At 51.1% G+C, this 16273-nt stretch carries 16 protein-coding genes; 7 read left to right on the forward strand and 9 right to left on the reverse strand.

Annotation, left to right across the window (positions count from 1 at the left end; genetic code table 11):
• Positions 1-93 precede the first annotated feature (93 nt).
• Positions 94-1035, forward strand: coding sequence for a sulfite exporter TauE/SafE family protein (locus tag ICL80_RS03725; RefSeq protein ID WP_194214782.1), 942 nt, complete (start codon positions 94-96; stop codon positions 1033-1035).
• On the forward strand, positions 1035-1787 hold the full coding sequence (locus tag ICL80_RS03730) for a TIGR02186 family protein (protein WP_194214783.1): 753 nt from the start codon (positions 1035-1037) through the stop codon (positions 1785-1787). The genes ICL80_RS03725 and ICL80_RS03730 overlap by 1 nt, the downstream gene beginning before the upstream one ends.
• 5 nt (positions 1788-1792) lie before the next feature.
• Here ICL80_RS03730 and ICL80_RS03735 read toward each other — a convergent pair whose 3' ends face one another.
• The 4 genes from ICL80_RS03735 to ICL80_RS03750 all read right to left on the reverse strand — a co-directional run bounded on the left by ICL80_RS03735 (position 1793) and on the right by ICL80_RS03750 (position 4602).
• Complete coding sequence (locus tag ICL80_RS03735) at positions 1793-2101, reverse strand: sulfurtransferase TusA family protein (RefSeq protein ID WP_194214784.1); 309 nt, start codon at positions 2099-2101, stop codon at positions 1793-1795.
• 239 nt (positions 2102-2340) lie between these two features.
• Complete coding sequence (locus tag ICL80_RS03740; RefSeq protein ID WP_194214785.1) at positions 2341-2565, reverse strand: hypothetical protein; 225 nt, start codon at positions 2563-2565, stop codon at positions 2341-2343.
• 184 nt (positions 2566-2749) lie between these two features.
• Positions 2750-3430, reverse strand: coding sequence for a dethiobiotin synthase (gene bioD, locus ICL80_RS03745; protein WP_194214786.1), 681 nt, complete (start codon positions 3428-3430; stop codon positions 2750-2752).
• Positions 3427-4602, reverse strand: coding sequence for an aminotransferase class I/II-fold pyridoxal phosphate-dependent enzyme (locus ICL80_RS03750; protein WP_194214787.1), 1176 nt, complete (start codon positions 4600-4602; stop codon positions 3427-3429). Before ICL80_RS03750 ends, bioD begins: the two co-directional genes overlap by 4 nt.
• A 126-nt stretch (positions 4603-4728) precedes the next feature.
• Here ICL80_RS03750 and bioB point away from each other — a divergent pair, with 126 nt between their 5' ends.
• From bioB to ICL80_RS03765, 3 genes are read left to right on the forward strand one after another with little or no spacing between them, the layout of a single operon-like run.
• Positions 4729-5748 (forward strand): biotin synthase BioB, encoded by a 1020-nt coding sequence (gene bioB / locus ICL80_RS03755; protein ID WP_194214788.1) that lies wholly within the window; start codon positions 4729-4731, stop codon positions 5746-5748.
• 1 nt (position 5749) lies between these two features.
• On the forward strand, positions 5750-7012 hold the full coding sequence (locus tag ICL80_RS03760; protein WP_194214789.1) for an adenosylmethionine--8-amino-7-oxononanoate transaminase: 1263 nt from the start codon (positions 5750-5752) through the stop codon (positions 7010-7012).
• A 57-nt stretch (positions 7013-7069) separates the two neighbouring features.
• Positions 7070-8440 carry a M28 family metallopeptidase gene (locus tag ICL80_RS03765; protein WP_228073797.1) on the forward strand — a complete coding sequence of 457 codons (1371 nt, stop codon included), beginning with the start codon at positions 7070-7072 and terminating at the stop codon, positions 8438-8440.
• A 76-nt stretch (positions 8441-8516) separates the two neighbouring features.
• On the opposite strand, the gene ICL80_RS03770 is transcribed toward ICL80_RS03765, so the two are convergent.
• From ICL80_RS03770 to ICL80_RS03785, 4 genes are all read right to left on the reverse strand, one after another.
• The gene (locus ICL80_RS03770) at positions 8517-9674 is read right to left on the reverse strand and encodes a DUF547 domain-containing protein (protein ID WP_194214790.1); all 1158 of its coding nucleotides are present in this window, start codon (positions 9672-9674) and stop codon (positions 8517-8519) included.
• A gap of 252 nt (positions 9675-9926) precedes the next feature.
• Positions 9927-10640, reverse strand: coding sequence for a Bax inhibitor-1/YccA family protein (locus tag ICL80_RS03775; RefSeq protein ID WP_194214791.1), 714 nt, complete (start codon positions 10638-10640; stop codon positions 9927-9929).
• 107 nt (positions 10641-10747) lie between these two features.
• Positions 10748-13282 carry an ABC transporter permease gene (locus tag ICL80_RS03780; RefSeq protein ID WP_194214792.1) on the reverse strand — a complete coding sequence of 845 codons (2535 nt, stop codon included), beginning with the start codon at positions 13280-13282 and terminating at the stop codon, positions 10748-10750.
• Positions 13279-14019, reverse strand: a complete 741-nt coding sequence (locus ICL80_RS03785; protein ID WP_194214793.1) for an ABC transporter ATP-binding protein — start codon at positions 14017-14019, stop codon at positions 13279-13281. The genes ICL80_RS03780 and ICL80_RS03785 overlap by 4 nt, the downstream gene beginning before the upstream one ends.
• A 63-nt stretch (positions 14020-14082) precedes the next feature.
• On the opposite strand from ICL80_RS03785, the gene ICL80_RS03790 reads away from it, so the two are divergent.
• Both ICL80_RS03790 and thpR read left to right on the forward strand, forming a co-directional pair.
• Positions 14083-14754, forward strand: coding sequence for an arylesterase (locus tag ICL80_RS03790; protein WP_194214794.1), 672 nt, complete (start codon positions 14083-14085; stop codon positions 14752-14754).
• 45 nt (positions 14755-14799) lie between these two features.
• Positions 14800-15390 carry an RNA 2',3'-cyclic phosphodiesterase gene (thpR, locus tag ICL80_RS03795; protein WP_194214795.1) on the forward strand — a complete coding sequence of 197 codons (591 nt, stop codon included), beginning with the start codon at positions 14800-14802 and terminating at the stop codon, positions 15388-15390.
• A gap of 6 nt (positions 15391-15396) precedes the next feature.
• On the opposite strand, the gene ICL80_RS03800 is transcribed toward thpR, so the two are convergent.
• The gene (locus tag ICL80_RS03800; protein ID WP_194214796.1) at positions 15397-16272 is read right to left on the reverse strand and encodes a fructosamine kinase family protein; all 876 of its coding nucleotides are present in this window, start codon (positions 16270-16272) and stop codon (positions 15397-15399) included.
• Position 16273: the final 1 nt, after the last annotated feature.

Here is a 16273-nt window from a genome sequence, read left to right on the forward strand (position 1 = left end):
TTATTGCAATTTGTTTCAACATTCGTTACCACTGAAAGAGAGGGGATGTCAGCCCCTGACTTTATCGGCCCCTTTTGTCTGGATCAGTCATAAATGCCACTTTATTTACCGATCGCCGAACTCTCTATGAATATATTTCTAGTGATTGGTATGGGCGCGATTGTTGGCTTCTTATCGGGCATGTTTGGGGTGGGCGGTGGCTTTTTGATGGCGCCGCTTTTAATTTTTGTAGGGATTCCGCCTGCGGTTGCTGTGGCGACCCAGTCTAACCAGATCACCGCCGCTTCTGTTACGGGTGCACTTGCGCATTATAGGCGACAAGGCATCGATTTTAAGATGGGCACCGTTTTAATTGTTGGCGGTGCTGTTGGGTCATTTTTTGGAGCGCAGGTTTTTACGTATCTGAGGGGACTTGGGCAGGTCGATCTCATGATTGCCCTTGCTTATGTAATGTTCCTTGGCTTGGTTGGCGGCCTTATGTTCTGGGAAAGTGTGCGCGCAATCCTGCGGCAATATCGGGGTTATGTAGCGCCAAAAGGCCCGAGGGAGGACCGCCATAAAGCGTGGATCCATGCGCTACCCTTTAAAATGCGATTCCGGAAATCTCGGCTTTATATATCTGTTCTGTTGCCACTTGCAATTGGCACTCTTGTGGGGCTTTTGTCGGCCATTATGGGCGTTGGCGGTGGCTTTATTATGCTGCCAGCCATGATCTATCTGTTAGGAATGCCAACCAATGTGGTGATTGGTACCTCGCTGTTTCAGATTATTTTTGTAACAGCTCTAACAACTATTTTTCATTCGGTCAGTAGCCAGACAGTTGATATTTTTCTGGCGATCCTGCTGTTGATAGGTGGTGTTTTTGGGGCACAGATGGGCGCGCAGGTTGGCATGAAAATGAAAGGCGAGCATTTGCGCGCCTTGCTCGCGCTGCTTGTTCTCGTGGTCTGTGCTAAAATGGGCTACGGCCTGATTGTGGAACCAGATGAGCTATATAGTGTATCGCCGGTTGATGCAAACGGTGAGGCATCTTGATGGTACGGTTTCTGGCAGTACTGGCTTTACTTCTTATCGGCCTTAAGCCTGCTGCAGCCCTTGTCACTGACCTGACAAACAAGCGTATTGAAATTAGATATAGCTTTAACGGCGCGGACCTTATTCTATTTGGCGCTATTGGATCCTCTGGCGTAAACCCGATGAAAGAACCCTTTGATGTGGTGGTTGTGGTGCGCGGTCCTGAATCAAAAGCGGTGGTGCGCCGTAAAGACAAAGTTGGCATTATCTGGATTAATAACGAAGATATCATTTTCCCGGCGGCCCCCGGCTATTATGCCGTTGCGGCAACCCGGCCAATTAAAGAAATAGCCAGCAGGGCTGCTTTTGAAAGCTACGGTATCGGGTTTGATTATTTGCCACTGGTTGCAGAAACTGACCACGGCCTTGTGGTGCCACCAGCCGAATTTAGAAATGCACTTTTTAGACTGCGGGCAACTGAAAACCTGTACAGGCAGGAACTAGATACGGTTACCCACGTGGCTGAGGGCCTGTTTCGAACCGATGTGCATTTACCGGCCAAGGTGCCTGTTGGAGAATTTATTGTTGAAACTTTTCTATTTCAGCACGGTAGCCTGAAGGCCAGAAACCGTATTAAACTGAATGTCGACAAAGAAGGTTTTGAACGAGCAGCTTATACATTTGCTAACGAATACCCTTTTTGGTACGGCCTGACGGCTGTGCTTGTTGCCCTTGCTGCAGGGTGGGGTGTGGGTATGATAAGCAGAAAGTAAGCTGCTTAATGGCGCGACAGGCGCAGCGGTACAACAGGCAGGTCTTCTGCGGGTGATGTAGCGGCCTTTTCAATTTCAAAAATGTACGTTTTTTCTTCAATACGTGCCATGCGCAGTGTGTGACCTGTGATTTTGCAGAAGGCAGGCATGTCTTGTACAGATGCTGGGTCAGAAGCTTTTACAACGAGCATTTCGCCCGGTTTCATACCGTCCAGAATTCGGCGGGTGCGAAGTACAGGAATGGGGCATAGCAAACCTGTTACATCTAGTGTCGCTATTGTAGGCTCAGGTGTTGCTTCAGGTGCTGCGGTCATCACACTAATACCTTATACCGTGGTGGCATCATTTTCACGTAGGGTTTTATAGTAACCAGTTTTCAAGTCTAGACCTAAAACATCAATGTTGGGTTAACAAAAATACTAATTATCACCAACAGCAAAAAGAAACGACCCGCCCTGGGTGGGGGCGGGTCGGGTTTCCGGGAATGGGTATTTCCCGGAAATTTGGACGGAACATGGGTGCCGGGTGCTGAGTGATTCCGTCCAAAACTAAATTAGTGTAAAACCACCCCTTTGGGTCGGTTAGCCTTAACAGTACGGTTGGCTAGGTGCTCGTGAATGGAAAGCCACATGGAAAGGCCTTCCTCGTCGCCAAGCGCTTTCATTTTAGTTAGGGCCTGATCAGCATAGAGTAGTGCATCCTCGCCGAGGTTTTTCAGCAGGTTGCCTGCAACCAGATCAAAATAATAGTCTGGGTCAAAAGAAAGGGGTTCTTGCATGGCATTGCTCCGTCTTATCAGGTTCAGGGTTACTGCCACTCTATAGAGCAACAGGTGTGCCAGTTTTACGGAGCGTGTGTTTTTGCTGTGTTTTTAATTGGTTGATGAAACTTGCGCCTGCACAAAGGCATAGAGGCGGCGAAAGATGCCGGGGTAAGTCTTGCCCTCTAGGTAACGCTTGCCGTTACTGTGGGAGACAAGCTGCTAGAAGGTCGGGGGCTTGTTTCCAGCCCTCTGTGCCCTTAATGCGCGGCACGGTTACAACCGGAATGTCTGTCCAATTTTCAATCTGTTCTTGTGTTTTGAGGAGGTCAGGGTGGCCTGCACCGGCTGTTTCAGAAATAACAATCGCAGTGATTGGCAGCTTGCGGGTTTTCATGGCCTCGGCGGTGGCAATGATATGCGATATGGTGCCAAGATAACTGCCCGCAACCAGTACAGAAGCAAGGTTTATGTCGCTTATCCAGTCTGCCACCAGCCGGTTATGGGTAAGCGGTACAAAACTGCCGCCCACACCCTCAATAAGCGTGAAGGGGGACGCTGAAAGGCGGCCTTTACAAAGGGTGATAAGGGCGTCGTAGTCTAGTGTTTTACCTTCAAGCGCTGCCGCCATTGAAGGCGCAAGTGGTGCTTTATAGCGAAAAGGGGAAAGCTGGTCGATTGTGGCTGCATCAAGCGGCAGACGGAGGCTTTCTGCAATAACAGCGGTATCTGTGCCGGTCATATCGGCACCGTTTATACCGCTGATAATAGGTTTGATGGCATCAACAGGTTTGCCAGCCTCTATTAATTGGTGGCATAGGCATGCGGTGACGAATGTTTTGCCAATTTCAGTACCGGTTGATGTAATGAACAGCCCGTTCATGCTGCCCCCCCCAGTGACAGCTTCCGGCAAGCTGTTATCAGCCGCTCTATATCGCTGTCTCTGTGGCTTGCAGAAAAGGTGAACCTGAGTCGAGATGTGCCTTCTGGCACTGTTGGTGGCCGGAAGGCTGTTACCTTGAACCCTTTTTCGGCAAGCTTGGCTGATGCCGCAAGGGCATCTGTTTCGGCGCCAATAACCAGCGGTACAATGGGCGTTTCTGGTGTTGGCAGTTGCAGGCTTTTGGCAAAATGCTGCGCGAGCTGTGTGGGCCGTGCTGTTAATGTCGGGTTGCTCTCGATCATCTCAAGTGCTTTTAAGGCCGCGCCAATCGTGCCTGGCGGCAGGCCTGTTGTGTATATAAATGACCGCGCGCGTGTTTTAATAAAATCAATCACTGGTTTGCTGGCCGCAAGGTAGCCACCGTAAGCGCCAACTGCCTTTGAAAGAGTACCCATTTGCAGGGGCACCAAATGCTCGGCGCCGCATGCGTGGGCGGAGCCGCGTCCGCTGCCAATAGTACCAAGGGCATGAGCATCGTCGTTCATCAGCCAGGCGTCATATTTTTGTGCCAGTTCGCCGAGCGCAATAAGCGGGGCAATGTCGCCGTCCATTGAATAGACACCGTCAACAATGATCATAGCGTGAGGGTGATTATGCCGGTGCTCGGCCATCAGTTCCGCTGCATGGTCAGCATCATTATGGCGAAAATACAAAGTTTTGGCGTTTGAAAGTGCCATACCTGCATGAATGCAGGTGTGCACCAGTTCGTCGGCAATGATGAGGTCTTTTTTGCCAATGAATGTGGGAATAATGCCAACGTTAGCGAGATAGCCAGACCCAAAAACAGCTGCTGATTCTGTGCCTTTGATCTGCGCTATTTTTTCTTCCAGCGCATCATATAGGGGGTGATTGCCGGTTACCAAACGGCTTGCGCCAGAACCAGCACCATATTTACGGGTGGCTTCAATGGCGGCGTTTACCACATCAGGATGGGTTGAAAGGCCTAAATAGTCATTATCTGTAAAGCTAATCAGGTGGCTGCCGTCAGCCGTTTCAATATCCATACCGTAACGACGTTCCATGGCAAAAAGGCTGCGGCGCTGGTTTTTGGCTTCCAGAGACGCCAGTTTTTGCTCGGCGAAGGCATTTAGGCTATTTTCAAAATTGCTCATGCGGCGGAAATAAGCCCAATATGACGCGGCGTCAACCTGCCTTTTTACTTGACTCTTAAGCGGTGTCCCGCAAGTGTGCGCGCTAGAAGCGCCAAAGCGCCGTGTATCTGTAAGGAGATTACAAACATGAATGCTCAAACTGCAATCCAACAGCCAGTTTCTGTTTCCAAGCCAGAGGGCGTACAGCCTGTAAGTGATGACACAGTGCGCCACGACTGGTCAAAAACCGAGATTATGGCGCTGTTTGACAAGCCCCTTATGGACCTGCTGTTTGAAGCTCAAACAGTGCACCGCATGTTTCATGACCCTAACAAGGTGCAGCTTTCGCAGCTTATTTCCATTAAAACCGGTGGCTGCGCCGAAGATTGCGGCTATTGCTCGCAGTCTGCCAAATATAAAAATGGCACGGGGCTGGATGCTACCAAATTAATGGAAGTGCAGCGTGTGGTGGATGCTGCGCAAAAGGCAAAAGAGGGTGGTGCGTCGCGCTACTGCATGGGTGCTGCATGGACCAGTCCCAAGGACCGCGATATGGACACGCTTATTGCCATGGTTGAGGGCGTAAAGGCTGTTGGCATGGAAACCTGTATGACCCTTGGCATGCTCGATGATCACCAGACCAAGCGCCTCGCGGACGCAGGCCTTGATTATTATAATCATAACATTGATACATCTGAAGAATTTTACGGTGAGATTATTACAACCCGTACGTACCAAGACCGGCTGGACACACTTGCGCGTGTGCGTGCGGCTGGCATGAATGTATGTTCTGGTGGTATTGTCGGCATGGGCGAAAAGCGCGAAGACCGCGCCGGTATGCTGCGTACACTCGCTAACCTGCCTGAGCACCCACAATCTGTGCCTATCAACATGCTGGTGGCAGTGCCCGGCACGCCGCTTGAAAATGTGAAGCAAATGGACCCGTTTGAATTTGTGCGCACCCTTGCTGTTGCGCGCATCATGATGCCAAAATCAGAGGTGCGCTTGTCTGCGGGTCGGCAGGAAATGAGCGAAGAATTGCAGGCCATGTGCTTTATGGCGGGTGCCAGCAGTATTTTCTACGGCGAGCAATTGCTGACCACTCCAAACCCAGAAAATAATAGCGATATGGCGCTGTTTAATAAACTGGGTTTGACACCAGCATAACATGACGGGTTTTCCACACTGGTACACTGAGGGGCTGGAGCATATCTGGCTCCCCTACACACAAATGAAAACGGCCACGCCGCCGCTGCCTGTTATCAGCGCTGACGGTGTGCGCCTTACACTTGCAGATGGCCGCCGCCTGATTGACGGTATTTCCAGCTGGTGGGCCGCAGCTCACGGGTATAATAACCCGCATATCACGGCGGCTATGAAAGCCCAGATCGACACGATGCCGCACGTTATGTTTGGCGGCCTTGTGAACGAACCTGCGCTCACACTTGCAACACGGCTGGCAGGCTTGCTGCCGGGTGACCTGAACCGGGTTTTTATTGCTGAATCAGGGTCTGTTTCTGTGGAAGTTGCCATGAAAATGGCGGCGCAGTATTTTATGAACCGGGGCGAAAAGCGCAGTAAATTTGTGCATTTCAGGGGCACATACCACGGCGACACACTGGGCACCATGGCAGTGTGTGACCCGGAAGAGGGCATGCACGGCATGTTCGCCGGTATGCTGGCAAAAAATATTTTGGCTGATTTACCAAAGACAGTAGCTGAGGCAGAAGCTTTCACTGTGTTCCTGAAAAAGAACGCCCACGATGTAGCAGCGGTTATAACAGAACCGCTTGTTCAGGGCGCTGGCGGCATGCGGTTTTTTGAGCCTGAAACCCTAAGGTGGCTGCGTGCAGCGTGCGACGAAGCCGGTGTGCTGTTGGTTGTTGACGAGATTTTTACCGGCTTTTACCGCACCGGCACCCGCTTTGCTATTGAGCAGGCGGGCATTGTCCCAGATATGGTAACGCTTTCAAAAGGCCTGTCAGGCGGTGTTACTCCGCTGTCGGCCTGTATTGCGCGCGAAACAGTGTTTGAGGCATTTTATGACGATTCGCCCACGAAAGCCCTGATGCACGGCCCTACCTATATGGGGCACGCACTGGGCTGCGCGGCAGCGAATGCGTCGCTTGACCTTTACGAGCAGGCAGATTACGGCGTGCGCGTTGCGGCGATTGAAACCCAGTTAAAGGCCGAACTTGCCCCCTGTCGCACTTTGCCAAATGTGAAGGATGTGCGCGTTAAGGGTGCAATCGGCGTTGTGCAGCTCGCGGATGCCTCAGGGCTTGAGCGCTTAAAGCCACTGTTTGTGGAAAAGGGTGTGTGGATACGCCCGTTCAGGGATATTGTGTACCTTACCCCGCCCATGGTGATTGAGCCTGATGACCTGAGTGTACTGACAGCGGCGATCAACAGCGTTTTGGCTGGTGTATAGGTATCTGGCGTGTTGAATGGTATAACCTCTTTCACGAGATAGAAGAGGGGACAAACTATGAAAAAAAACATAATGCGCCTTGCAGGCATGCTGTTTGCTGCAGGTTTTTCAGCCACCAGTTTTGCCGCCCCGGCGGATGATGCCCGGCACGGCATGGTTGCGGCGGTTTCAAAGCAGCGGATCGAGGCAGATATTACCAAGCTCGTAGGTTTTGGTACCCGGCATACCCTGTCTGATACAGTATCAGACACACGCGGTATTGGCGCTGCCCGGCGGTGGATTGAGGCTGAATTTAAGAATATTGCCAAAGGTTGCGCCGCAGATGTTGAGGTTTATACCGTTGCGGATGTTGTGTCGGGTGAGCGTATCCCGACAACAGCTGAGGTGGTGGATGTGATTGCCGTGCAGCGCGGCACACTGGACCCAAGCCGGGTTGTTATTATGTCAGGTGATATTGATAGCCGGATCTCGGACCCGATGAATGCGGTGGGCGATTCCCCCGGTGCAAATGATAATGCCTCAGGCATGGCAGGCACCATTGAGGCGCTTAGGGTTTTGTGCCAGCACACATTTGCGGGCACCATTGTTTATGCGGGCTTGTCTGGCGAAGAACAGGGCCTATACGGCGGTAAAATTCTGGCAGCACACGCGGTAAAGCAGGGCTGGCGCATTATGGGTGTGCTGAATAATGACATGATCGGTAATATTTCCGGGATCAACGGCGTGGTGAATAACACTACAGCACGGGTGTTTTCTGAAGGTACACGCTATGTTGAAAGCGTGGATGAAGCACGCCAGCGCCGCTATCAGGGCGGCGAAGTGGATAGCCCAAGCCGGAATATAGCGCGGCTGGTTGACCGGCTCGCCGACGATTTTATCCCAAACCTTGATGTGATGATGGTGTACCGGCTTGATCGGTTTGGCAGGGGTGGGCACCACCGGCCGTTTAACGAGGCTGGGTATCCGGGTGTTCGCATTATGGAAACCAACGAAAATTATAACCGCCAGCATCAGGATGTACGCACCGAAAACGGTATTGCTTATGGTGATGTGCTGGCGGGTGTTGATTTTGCTTATGCTGCCAAGCTGACATCCCTCAATGTGGTGACGCTGGCAACAATGGCAGGTGCGCCGTCGTTCCCGGTTGATGTAAAGCTTGCGGGTGCGGTGGAACCCAGCGCCACTATAAGCTGGGGCTTAAAAGGGGATGAAACCACACAGGCCAATCTGGCGGGTTTCCGTATATACTGGCGGCTAACAACAGACCCTCAGTGGCAGTGGAGCCGTCTGGTGGGTAAAGATGCCCGAGCGTTTGAACTAACCAATGTGGTGATTGATAATTATTTTTTTGGTGTCGCCGCTGTCTCAGAAGATGGCTATGAAAGCCCGGTTGTGTTTCCGGGGCCGATGGGTGCGTTTGAAAAATAATACCCCGCGTAAAGAAAAATAGAGAAAAGGGCACAGAGTTCTGTGCCCTTTTTTATTTTTGCTGCGGCCCTGTGGTTTAGCCGGCGTTGCCTTCGGTTGCAGCGTCAGCGGTTTTTTCGTCCTCTGGCATCGGTTTTGGTGTTTCTGTCTCTAGCGCTGGTTTCTCGGTATATTCCTCAACCGATACATTCGCTTGCCGCTCGCTGTTGCGGGCTACCACACCGTCAAGCAGGCGCGAAACATGGGCGGGCACTGGGTCGTTCCCGCTGCCGATGCGCGATGTAATACGCTGAAGGCCGTTCACCCCTGCTGGGTCACTAAGGTGGCCGTTATAAAGGTCTGCAATATGCCAGTCTTCTATATTGGCTTTCACTTTGCTGATACGGTGTAGTTCTGCGTAAAAATCTGGCTCGGCATAGTTCCTGATATGGGCCAGCACATCCGTTTCAAAATTTGGGAAAAACTTGGCCATACGGGTGTAATATTCAGAAACCTTTAGCTGCTTTGATGTCCAGACACGGGTGCCGCGCACGCTGTGGATAAAATCAACCGCGTTTTTGCGCAGCTCGCTGTAAACAGTGGCACCTGAAAAGGCCTTGCCCTGAATGTTCGGCGTGCCAACAGCACCCATATAAAATCCGTATATTACCAGTGGGTTATCCCAGTTTGTAATGATATGCTGTTCAATATCATCAAGCGATATCAGTTGACCTGCTAGGTTATAGCGTGCCTCACAGCGGATCGATTTTGCCGAAGGGCAGGGTTTCATAAGGTTGCTTAGGTCTGTTATCGGGTAAAGAGCGGCAATCTCATGGTAAACAATAATATTATGCAGGTTTAGCCAGTAGGCTAGTTGTTCATCTTTATTAAGCCGACTGATTTTTACCTGATTGGGAATGTTCAGCATAACATCGCGGATTTCCGCTGAAATGCTGATAAGATCTTCTTTGTTTTGGTGAAACAGTACCCGGTTGCCTTCAAGCCGCGAAGGCATAGGGTTATCAAACAGGATGCTTGAACCGGTAATTTTGGGTGGTTTGGGTGCGGCTATATGGTCAGACCGGCCCGTTTTTAGAACAGTTTGTTTTAGCAGAAAATCCAGATCATCATATTTGATAGCTGTTTTGGATTCAGGGTTATAGTCAACCGGCAGTGTGTCTGCCATTGCTGAAAAGGTAAAAGTGACAAGAAATGAGTGTGCCAGAACAAGGCACAGCTTGCGCAGTGATTGCATTCTATCCTCCATACGAAGCCCGATGTATTTTCACCGTGTACTTCTATTTTTGCTGTCGTTTTATGCCTGATTATTCAGACTTTTTATTAACGACCCCTAAGGGGCCTTTTAATACCTGTATTGGTATTATCGTTACACTAATACAGGTATTTTATAGAAATGTGAACATATACATCCGTTTACAAGGGCAAAACCCATAAAAAAAGCCCGGCGGGTTATGCCGGGCTTTAAACTTATAGCTATTTCGAAGGCTTACTTGCGGTCACCAAGGAACTGAAGCATGTACATGAAGAGGTTCACGAAATCGAGGTACAGGCTTAGCGCACCCATAATCGCGCCTTTGGCAACGGCTTCGCCGGTTGCCATCATATAGTAGCTTTCCTTGATGCGCTGCGTGTCATACGCCGTAAGACCCGCAAAAATCAGCACGCCAGCACAGGAAATCAGGAACTGCATCATGCTCGACCCAAGGAACCTGTTTACCACGGTTGCGATGATCAGCCCAAACACACCCATCATCAAGAATGTACCCATGCCACTAAGGCTTTTCTTTGTGGTGTAACCATAAAGGCTAAGAGCACCAAAAGCCGCCGCTGTGATAAAGAATGTGCGGGCAACACTTTCACCCGTGAAGGCAATTAGCACAACTGAAAGCGAAAGGCCCATAACAGCCGCGTATGCCCAAAACAGCATTTGCAGTGTACTAGCGCGCATCTTGTTTATGCCAAAGCTCATGACCAGCACGAAAATAAGTGGTGCAAACATCACAATGTAGGCTTGCGGGCCGCTGAAAAGCGCCTGCATCAGTGTTTCACTGCGAGCAACAAGCATAGCCACAATGCCTGTTAGTAAGACACCAGAGGCCATATAGTTATAGACCTTCAGCATATAGGCGCGAAGGCCTGCGTCAAACTCGGCAGTTTGGGCTGTAGTGCCAGCCCGGTATGCAGTATTGTAGCGTTCCATTTTTGCTCCCCATGGGGTTAAACTTGAGTTAGTGCTAATATGGGCACTCTGGTGGTTTCTTGCAACAGATACCGGATAAAATTAATCAAATATTTGTTATCAGGGTTTTATTCTTCGCGCAAAACGCTGTTTGGCTTTGCTCCAAGCGCCCTAAAGCTTGATGCCAGCCCAAACAGAATGGTCACTGTAAGGCTTACAATAAGGGTTAGAAGTATGGGTGCTGCAAGGAAGTTAAAATCAAGCTCCATAACCGTTTCTATCACCACATAACCGGTAATGCTGCCGAGCAGCAGCGCAACAAGGGCTGTCACAAAGCCAATAAGAGCATATTCAACAAGATAGGCTTTCAGCACTTGCGCCCTGACGGCCCCCAAAACTTTCAGGATAACGCTTTCATAAACCCGCTGCCTGAACCCGGCAGCTATGGCCCCCGCGAGCACCAAAATACCTGCAATGATAGCAACAAGCGCGGTTGCCTTAACGGCGGTGCCCACTTGTCCAACAATAGCGTTCATGCTGGTTAGTACTTCTTTCATTCTGATAGCAGTTATACCTGGGAACTGGCTGGTGAGCACACGCTGCGCCTCGGCTTCTGCATCGCCGTTTGCTTTCAGGGTTGCCATAAAGGTGTGTGGGGCGGCCTTTAAGGTGTAGGGGTCAAACATAATCACGAAATTAAAGCCAAACGTGCCCCAGTCTATTTCGCGCAGCGAGCGCACGGTGGCGGTGATTTCGCGGCCCAACACAGACAGGGTTATTGTGTCGCCGATTGTAACGCCGATGCCGTCTGCCGCTTCTTTGCCAAGGCTTATTTCAGGGCTGCCTGTATAGTCAGGTTCCCACCATGTGCCTTCCACTACACGGCTGCCGCTATTTAGGGTTTCGGCGTAGGTTATGCCCCTGTCGCCGCGCATAACCCAGCGTACATTGTCTGCCACCTGTACCTCGTCGGCGGGCACACCTTTTACCTTGGTAATACGGCCTCTGAGATTAGGGATTGTCATAACCTCGCTCACACCGCTAATCGCCTGTGCTGTTTCTGTAAAAGGTTCAAGGTCGTAAGGCTGGATATCCAGAATAAAAAACGCCGGTGCTTCAGAGGGTACTTGGTCGCGGAGCTGTTTGTCCATATTGCCTTGAATTAAGGCGAGGCTGGCAAAAAGCGTTAGCCCAAGGCCCAGCGACAGCACCACAGCGCCGGTGGCTGCCCCTGGTCGGTGCAGGTTGGCAAGGGCCATGCGCAGTAGTGGGCTTTTGGGGCGCGGCATGTGTGCGGCGCTGCGCTCAATACACCAGCTCAGAAGCCGCAGTAGCGCAAGCACAACAAGTGAGCCACCAAGGAAGCCAGCCGCGAGTAGTTTCTCATCGGCAAGCCCAACCGCAAGCGCAATAACAGCAAGGGCAGACAAGCCGATGGCAAACAGATATTGTCGCCGCGGCCAGCGGGTAGAGGGGGCAACCAGCGCCCGGAATAAATGCACGGCGGGCAAGTCACGCGCTTTGCCAAGCGGCCACAGCGTAAAAGCCGTGGTTATCAGTAGGCCGTAGAGTGCCGCCAGTATAAGCGGCAGGGCATAGATGCTTTCTTCTGGTTCTATGGGCAGACTATTAGGCAGGAAAGCTGCAAGCGTACCGGGCAGGAAGGCTCCAAGGATTAGCCCTGCTAATATAGCAAGGAAAGCAATCGCCAGAATTTGAATGAAATAAACGGCAAAAACCGTGTTACCGTTAGCGCCCAGTATTTTAAGGGTAGCAATGGTACGGGTTTTACGGTCCATATAGCCACGCACAGCATTACCAACACCCACACCACCCACCACAAGGGCAGAAATGCCAACAAGGGTCAGGAACATGCCCATCTGGTCAATGAAGCGGGTAAGGCCGGGGGCAGCATTTGTACGGTCACGCACACGCCATGTTGCATCAGGGAAATCAGCTTTTAGGGTTTCACCCATCTGCTTCAGGTCTGTGGTTTCCGGCAGTTTGGTTTTATAATGAAAATTAATCAGCGATCCCGTAGTGACAAGGCCGGTGTCTTTTAGGGCTGTATAGGCTAGAAAGGCCGATGGCCCAAGCTGAAAGCCAAGGTTTGCCTTGTCTGGCTCGCTGACAATAAAGGCGCGCACCTCTGCGCTAACGGCACCAAATTTTAAAATATCACCCAGCTTAACGCCGTATCTGTCTGCCATGTCGGGGGCAATAACAGTGCCCCATATGTCGCCGCGTTTTTCAAACAGGCTTTCGCTGTCTTTTTGCGGCGATGTTTCAAATTGGCCGTATAGAGGGTAAAGCCCATCAACCGCGCGCAGCTCAACAAGGCTGCTTTCGCCTGATTTTTCAATGTGAGCCATGGTTCTAAAGCGGGCTGACTGCGACACGGTACCGCGTGCTGCAAGCCAGTTTGTTGCCTCAGGGCTGGCTTCGGTTTGAAAGGTGCTCACCTCAAAATCAGCGCCTAAAATGGTTTGTCCCTCGCGGTCCATGCCGTCTTCAATGGCGCGGGTGAGTGAGCCAATCGCCGCAATTGCGGTAACGCCGAGCACAAGGCAGGCGATGAAAATTTTAAAACCGTTCAAGCCGCCGCGCAGTTCGCGCAGGGCAATTCGCAGGGCAACAGGCAGTGCCATTTGCCGCGTGATCATTTTTTGGCCCCTGCCGGTATAGAAGATTTTTCGCCTGTTACTGAGCGGGTATTGCCGGTGTCATCGATAATATGGCCGTCCGCCATCGAGATAACGCGGTCGCATTTATCAGCAAGCGCTGGGTCGTGGGTTACCAAAATAAGGGTGGATTTCCGTTTTTGTGCCAGATCAAAGATCAGGTCAATGACAGTGCGGCCGGTTTTGCCGTCAAGGTTGCCGGTTGGCTCGTCGCCGAACAGAATTTTAGGGCGCGGTGCAAGGGCACGAGCAAGGGCAACGCGCTGTTGTTCGCCGCCTGACATTTGTGCCGGGTAATGGTCCATCCGGTGGGCAAGGCCCACCAGCTCCAGTTCTTTTGCGGCGCGCTCAAAGGCGTCATTAACACCTTGCAGCTCAAGTGGTACTGCCACATTTTCAAGCGCAGACATAGTGGGTATCAGGTGAAATGCCTGCATCACTATGCCGATGCGGCCAAGGCGGTGGCGGGCAAGGCTGTCTTCATCCATGCCAGTGAAAGAAAGGCCATCAACCGTTACAGTGCCGCTTGTAACCTGCTCCAGCCCTGTCATGAGGCTCATCAGCGATGATTTACCGGAACCCGAAGGACCGATAATGCCCACTGTTTCGCCTTCTGTAATGGCAAGATTAACGTCTTTCAGGATATTTACCGGGCCTGCGCTACTATCAAGTGTGAGGCATGCGCCCGTAAGGCTGATGATATTTTTGTGATCAGTCATTGAATTTTATCTTTCTCGCTGTCAGGTATTATAGACTTGTACGCTGACCCATGGGAGCAGGCCTTGCGCTTTATTTATACGGTTAAGATATGTATTTTATCTGCAATTACTATCCTTTTCACCGGATTGTTATCTATTGCACCCTTGAAAGCTGTGGATGAGCCAGAGCCGCTTGCTGTACTGGCGTTTGGTGACAGTCTAACAGCAGGCTACGGTTTGCCTGCTGGCGAGGGCTTTACCGAGCAGTTAGAAAAATGGCTCACGATGCACATGGGTGTGCATGTACGAGTTATAAATGGCGGCGTTTCTGGTGATACATCATCGGGTGGGCGATCACGGCTTGAATGGGTGTTATCGCCGATTAAAGGCGGCCAGCCTGATCTGGTGATTGTTGAACTGGGTGCAAATGATGCCTTGCGCGGTGTGTCACCCGCTATTACCCGCGCTAATATGGAGGCAATCCTTAAAACGCTAACGGATAAAAATATCCCGGTTTTGCTAGCAGGTATGATGGCAACACCCAGTTGGGGACAGGAATACGGCAGGGCCTTTAATAGCATTTATCCAGAACTTGCACAGCAGTACGGCGTGCCGCTGTATCCGTTTTTTCTCGAGGGCGTTGCCGCCGATCCGGCCCTTAATCAGGCGGATGGTATGCACCCAACAAAAGAGGGTGTAGCGATCATCATAGAAAAAATTGGCCCTCAAGTGGCAGAATTACTTTTACAGAAATAAAAATTCAGGTACGATTCGTTATACCAACCTTTTCAGGAGGCGAATATGACGCGTCTTTTTGTTGGCATTGAACTTTCCCCCTTAATACAGGAATCCCTTACTCTCGCGCGCGGCGGCGTTGAAGGTGCTTACTGGCAGCGGGATGATCAATTGCACTTAACCCTTGCTTTTATTGGTGAAGTATCAAAACGCGATATGCGTGACATTGGCTATGAATTGTCGAGGATTCATTTTGATCCCTTTGAGATGTCTCTCTCTGGTGTCGGTGTGTTTGGTAAACCCGGACAGCCAAAGGCTTTGTGGGCAGGTGTGGATAACGAAGCCCCCTTCAAGCATTTGCATGAAAAGGTTTTAACCGCGGTTGAGCGGGTTGTGGTGGAAACAGACAGGCGGCGCTACAAGCCGCATGTAACACTAGCCCGGTTTCCGCGCTGGTCACATGCCCGCATAGGGGACTGGCTTACGGTAAACGGCGCCCTTAGAACACCGCCGCAGCTTGTGGAGCATTTTACGCTTTTCTCCAGTAGCCAAACGGCAGAAGGCTCCGCCTATAGAGCCGAGGAATATTTTGGTTCTGGCTTTATGGAAGAAGTGTGTTACACGGACGAATGGGGCACGTTAGAAGCTTTTGCCTGAATAGGGTCACTGAATGCCCGCCGCATCCAGAATGGCTTTTACATCGGCGGCATACGTGCCGCCAAAAAGCCTGACATGTACCAGTAGCGGCCATAACTGATAGAGGGGTAGGCGCTGTTCGTACCCTGCTTCTAACGGATAGAGTGTGTTATAGGCAGCCATAAAGGCTGTATCCAGCCCGCCCATAAGCTGTATGAAAGCAATATCCATTTCGCGGTGACCGTACGATACGGCGGGATCAATAAAGGCCGCAACGTGTGCGCCGTCTATCAGCATATTACCGGCCCACAAGTCACCGTGTAGCAGGCTGCTATCTGGTGTTGCTGGCAGAAAGTCTGGCAGTTTTGCCGCGAGTTTTTCAAGCCGTTTCATAAGCTTGCTATCAATCCGGTGCGTGTTCAAACACGACTGCGCCATGGCCAGCAACCGGTTTTCTGCAAAAAACGTGCACCAGTTTTGCTGCGGCGTGTTGATTTGCGGGAGAGGGCCAATAAAGGTATCTTGTGTGAAGCCATAATAGGGTCGGTTGCCTTTTGGCCGTACCGTATGCAGAGCAGCGACATGCCCTGCCACACTTTTGGCAGCGTCTATGCGGCTTTCCACACCTTTGTAGGGAATATAATCCAGTATTAACAGGTTCGCTGTTTGATAGAGCACAGTAGGTACTGGAAAGGCAGATTTTTTTGCCAGGTATTTTAGGCTCATCGCTTCAACGGCGGTTGTGTCGGGCTGGTCTACCCTTGGTCGTTTAGCAACAACAGCAGTACCATTTTCAAGGGTTAATAGCGATACATCTGCAATATCGCCGCCTGGCAAGGCGCGTGATTTAACTATGCGCGAGCCAAGTGCTTTTTCAAGCTTATTGAGAATAGGGCTACCCATG

Source organism: Kordiimonas pumila (assembly GCF_015240255.1).
Taxonomy (GTDB): domain Bacteria; phylum Pseudomonadota; class Alphaproteobacteria; order Sphingomonadales; family Kordiimonadaceae; genus Kordiimonas; species Kordiimonas pumila.

Excerpts from the sequence above, each read along its gene's own strand:
- bioB (WP_194214788.1), top strand. The coding sequence starts at position 4,729 with ATGAATGCTCAAACTGCAATCCAACAGCCAGTTTCTGTTTCCAAGCCA.
- ICL80_RS03740 (WP_194214785.1), bottom strand. The coding sequence starts at position 2,565 with ATGCAAGAACCCCTTTCTTTTGACCCAGACTATTATTTTGATCTGGTT.
- ICL80_RS03775 (WP_194214791.1), bottom strand. The coding sequence starts at position 10,640 with ATGGAACGCTACAATACTGCATACCGGGCTGGCACTACAGCCCAAACT.
- ICL80_RS03760 (WP_194214789.1), top strand. The coding sequence starts at position 5,750 with ATGACGGGTTTTCCACACTGGTACACTGAGGGGCTGGAGCATATCTGG.
- ICL80_RS03750 (WP_194214787.1), bottom strand. The coding sequence starts at position 4,602 with ATGAGCAATTTTGAAAATAGCCTAAATGCCTTCGCCGAGCAAAAACTG.
- ICL80_RS03785 (WP_194214793.1), bottom strand. The coding sequence starts at position 14,019 with ATGACTGATCACAAAAATATCATCAGCCTTACGGGCGCATGCCTCACA.
- ICL80_RS03770 (WP_194214790.1), bottom strand. The coding sequence starts at position 9,674 with ATGCAATCACTGCGCAAGCTGTGCCTTGTTCTGGCACACTCATTTCTT.
- ICL80_RS03780 (WP_194214792.1), bottom strand. The coding sequence starts at position 13,282 with ATGATCACGCGGCAAATGGCACTGCCTGTTGCCCTGCGAATTGCCCTG.
- ICL80_RS03735 (WP_194214784.1), bottom strand. The coding sequence starts at position 2,101 with ATGACCGCAGCACCTGAAGCAACACCTGAGCCTACAATAGCGACACTA.
- ICL80_RS03725 (WP_194214782.1), top strand. The coding sequence starts at position 94 with ATGCCACTTTATTTACCGATCGCCGAACTCTCTATGAATATATTTCTA.
- ICL80_RS03765 (WP_228073797.1), top strand. The coding sequence starts at position 7,070 with ATGAAAAAAAACATAATGCGCCTTGCAGGCATGCTGTTTGCTGCAGGT.
- bioD (WP_194214786.1), bottom strand. The coding sequence starts at position 3,430 with ATGAACGGGCTGTTCATTACATCAACCGGTACTGAAATTGGCAAAACA.
- ICL80_RS03730 (WP_194214783.1), top strand. The coding sequence starts at position 1,035 with ATGGTACGGTTTCTGGCAGTACTGGCTTTACTTCTTATCGGCCTTAAG.
- ICL80_RS03800 (WP_194214796.1), bottom strand. The coding sequence starts at position 16,272 with ATGGGTAGCCCTATTCTCAATAAGCTTGAAAAAGCACTTGGCTCGCGC.
- thpR (WP_194214795.1), top strand. The coding sequence starts at position 14,800 with ATGACGCGTCTTTTTGTTGGCATTGAACTTTCCCCCTTAATACAGGAA.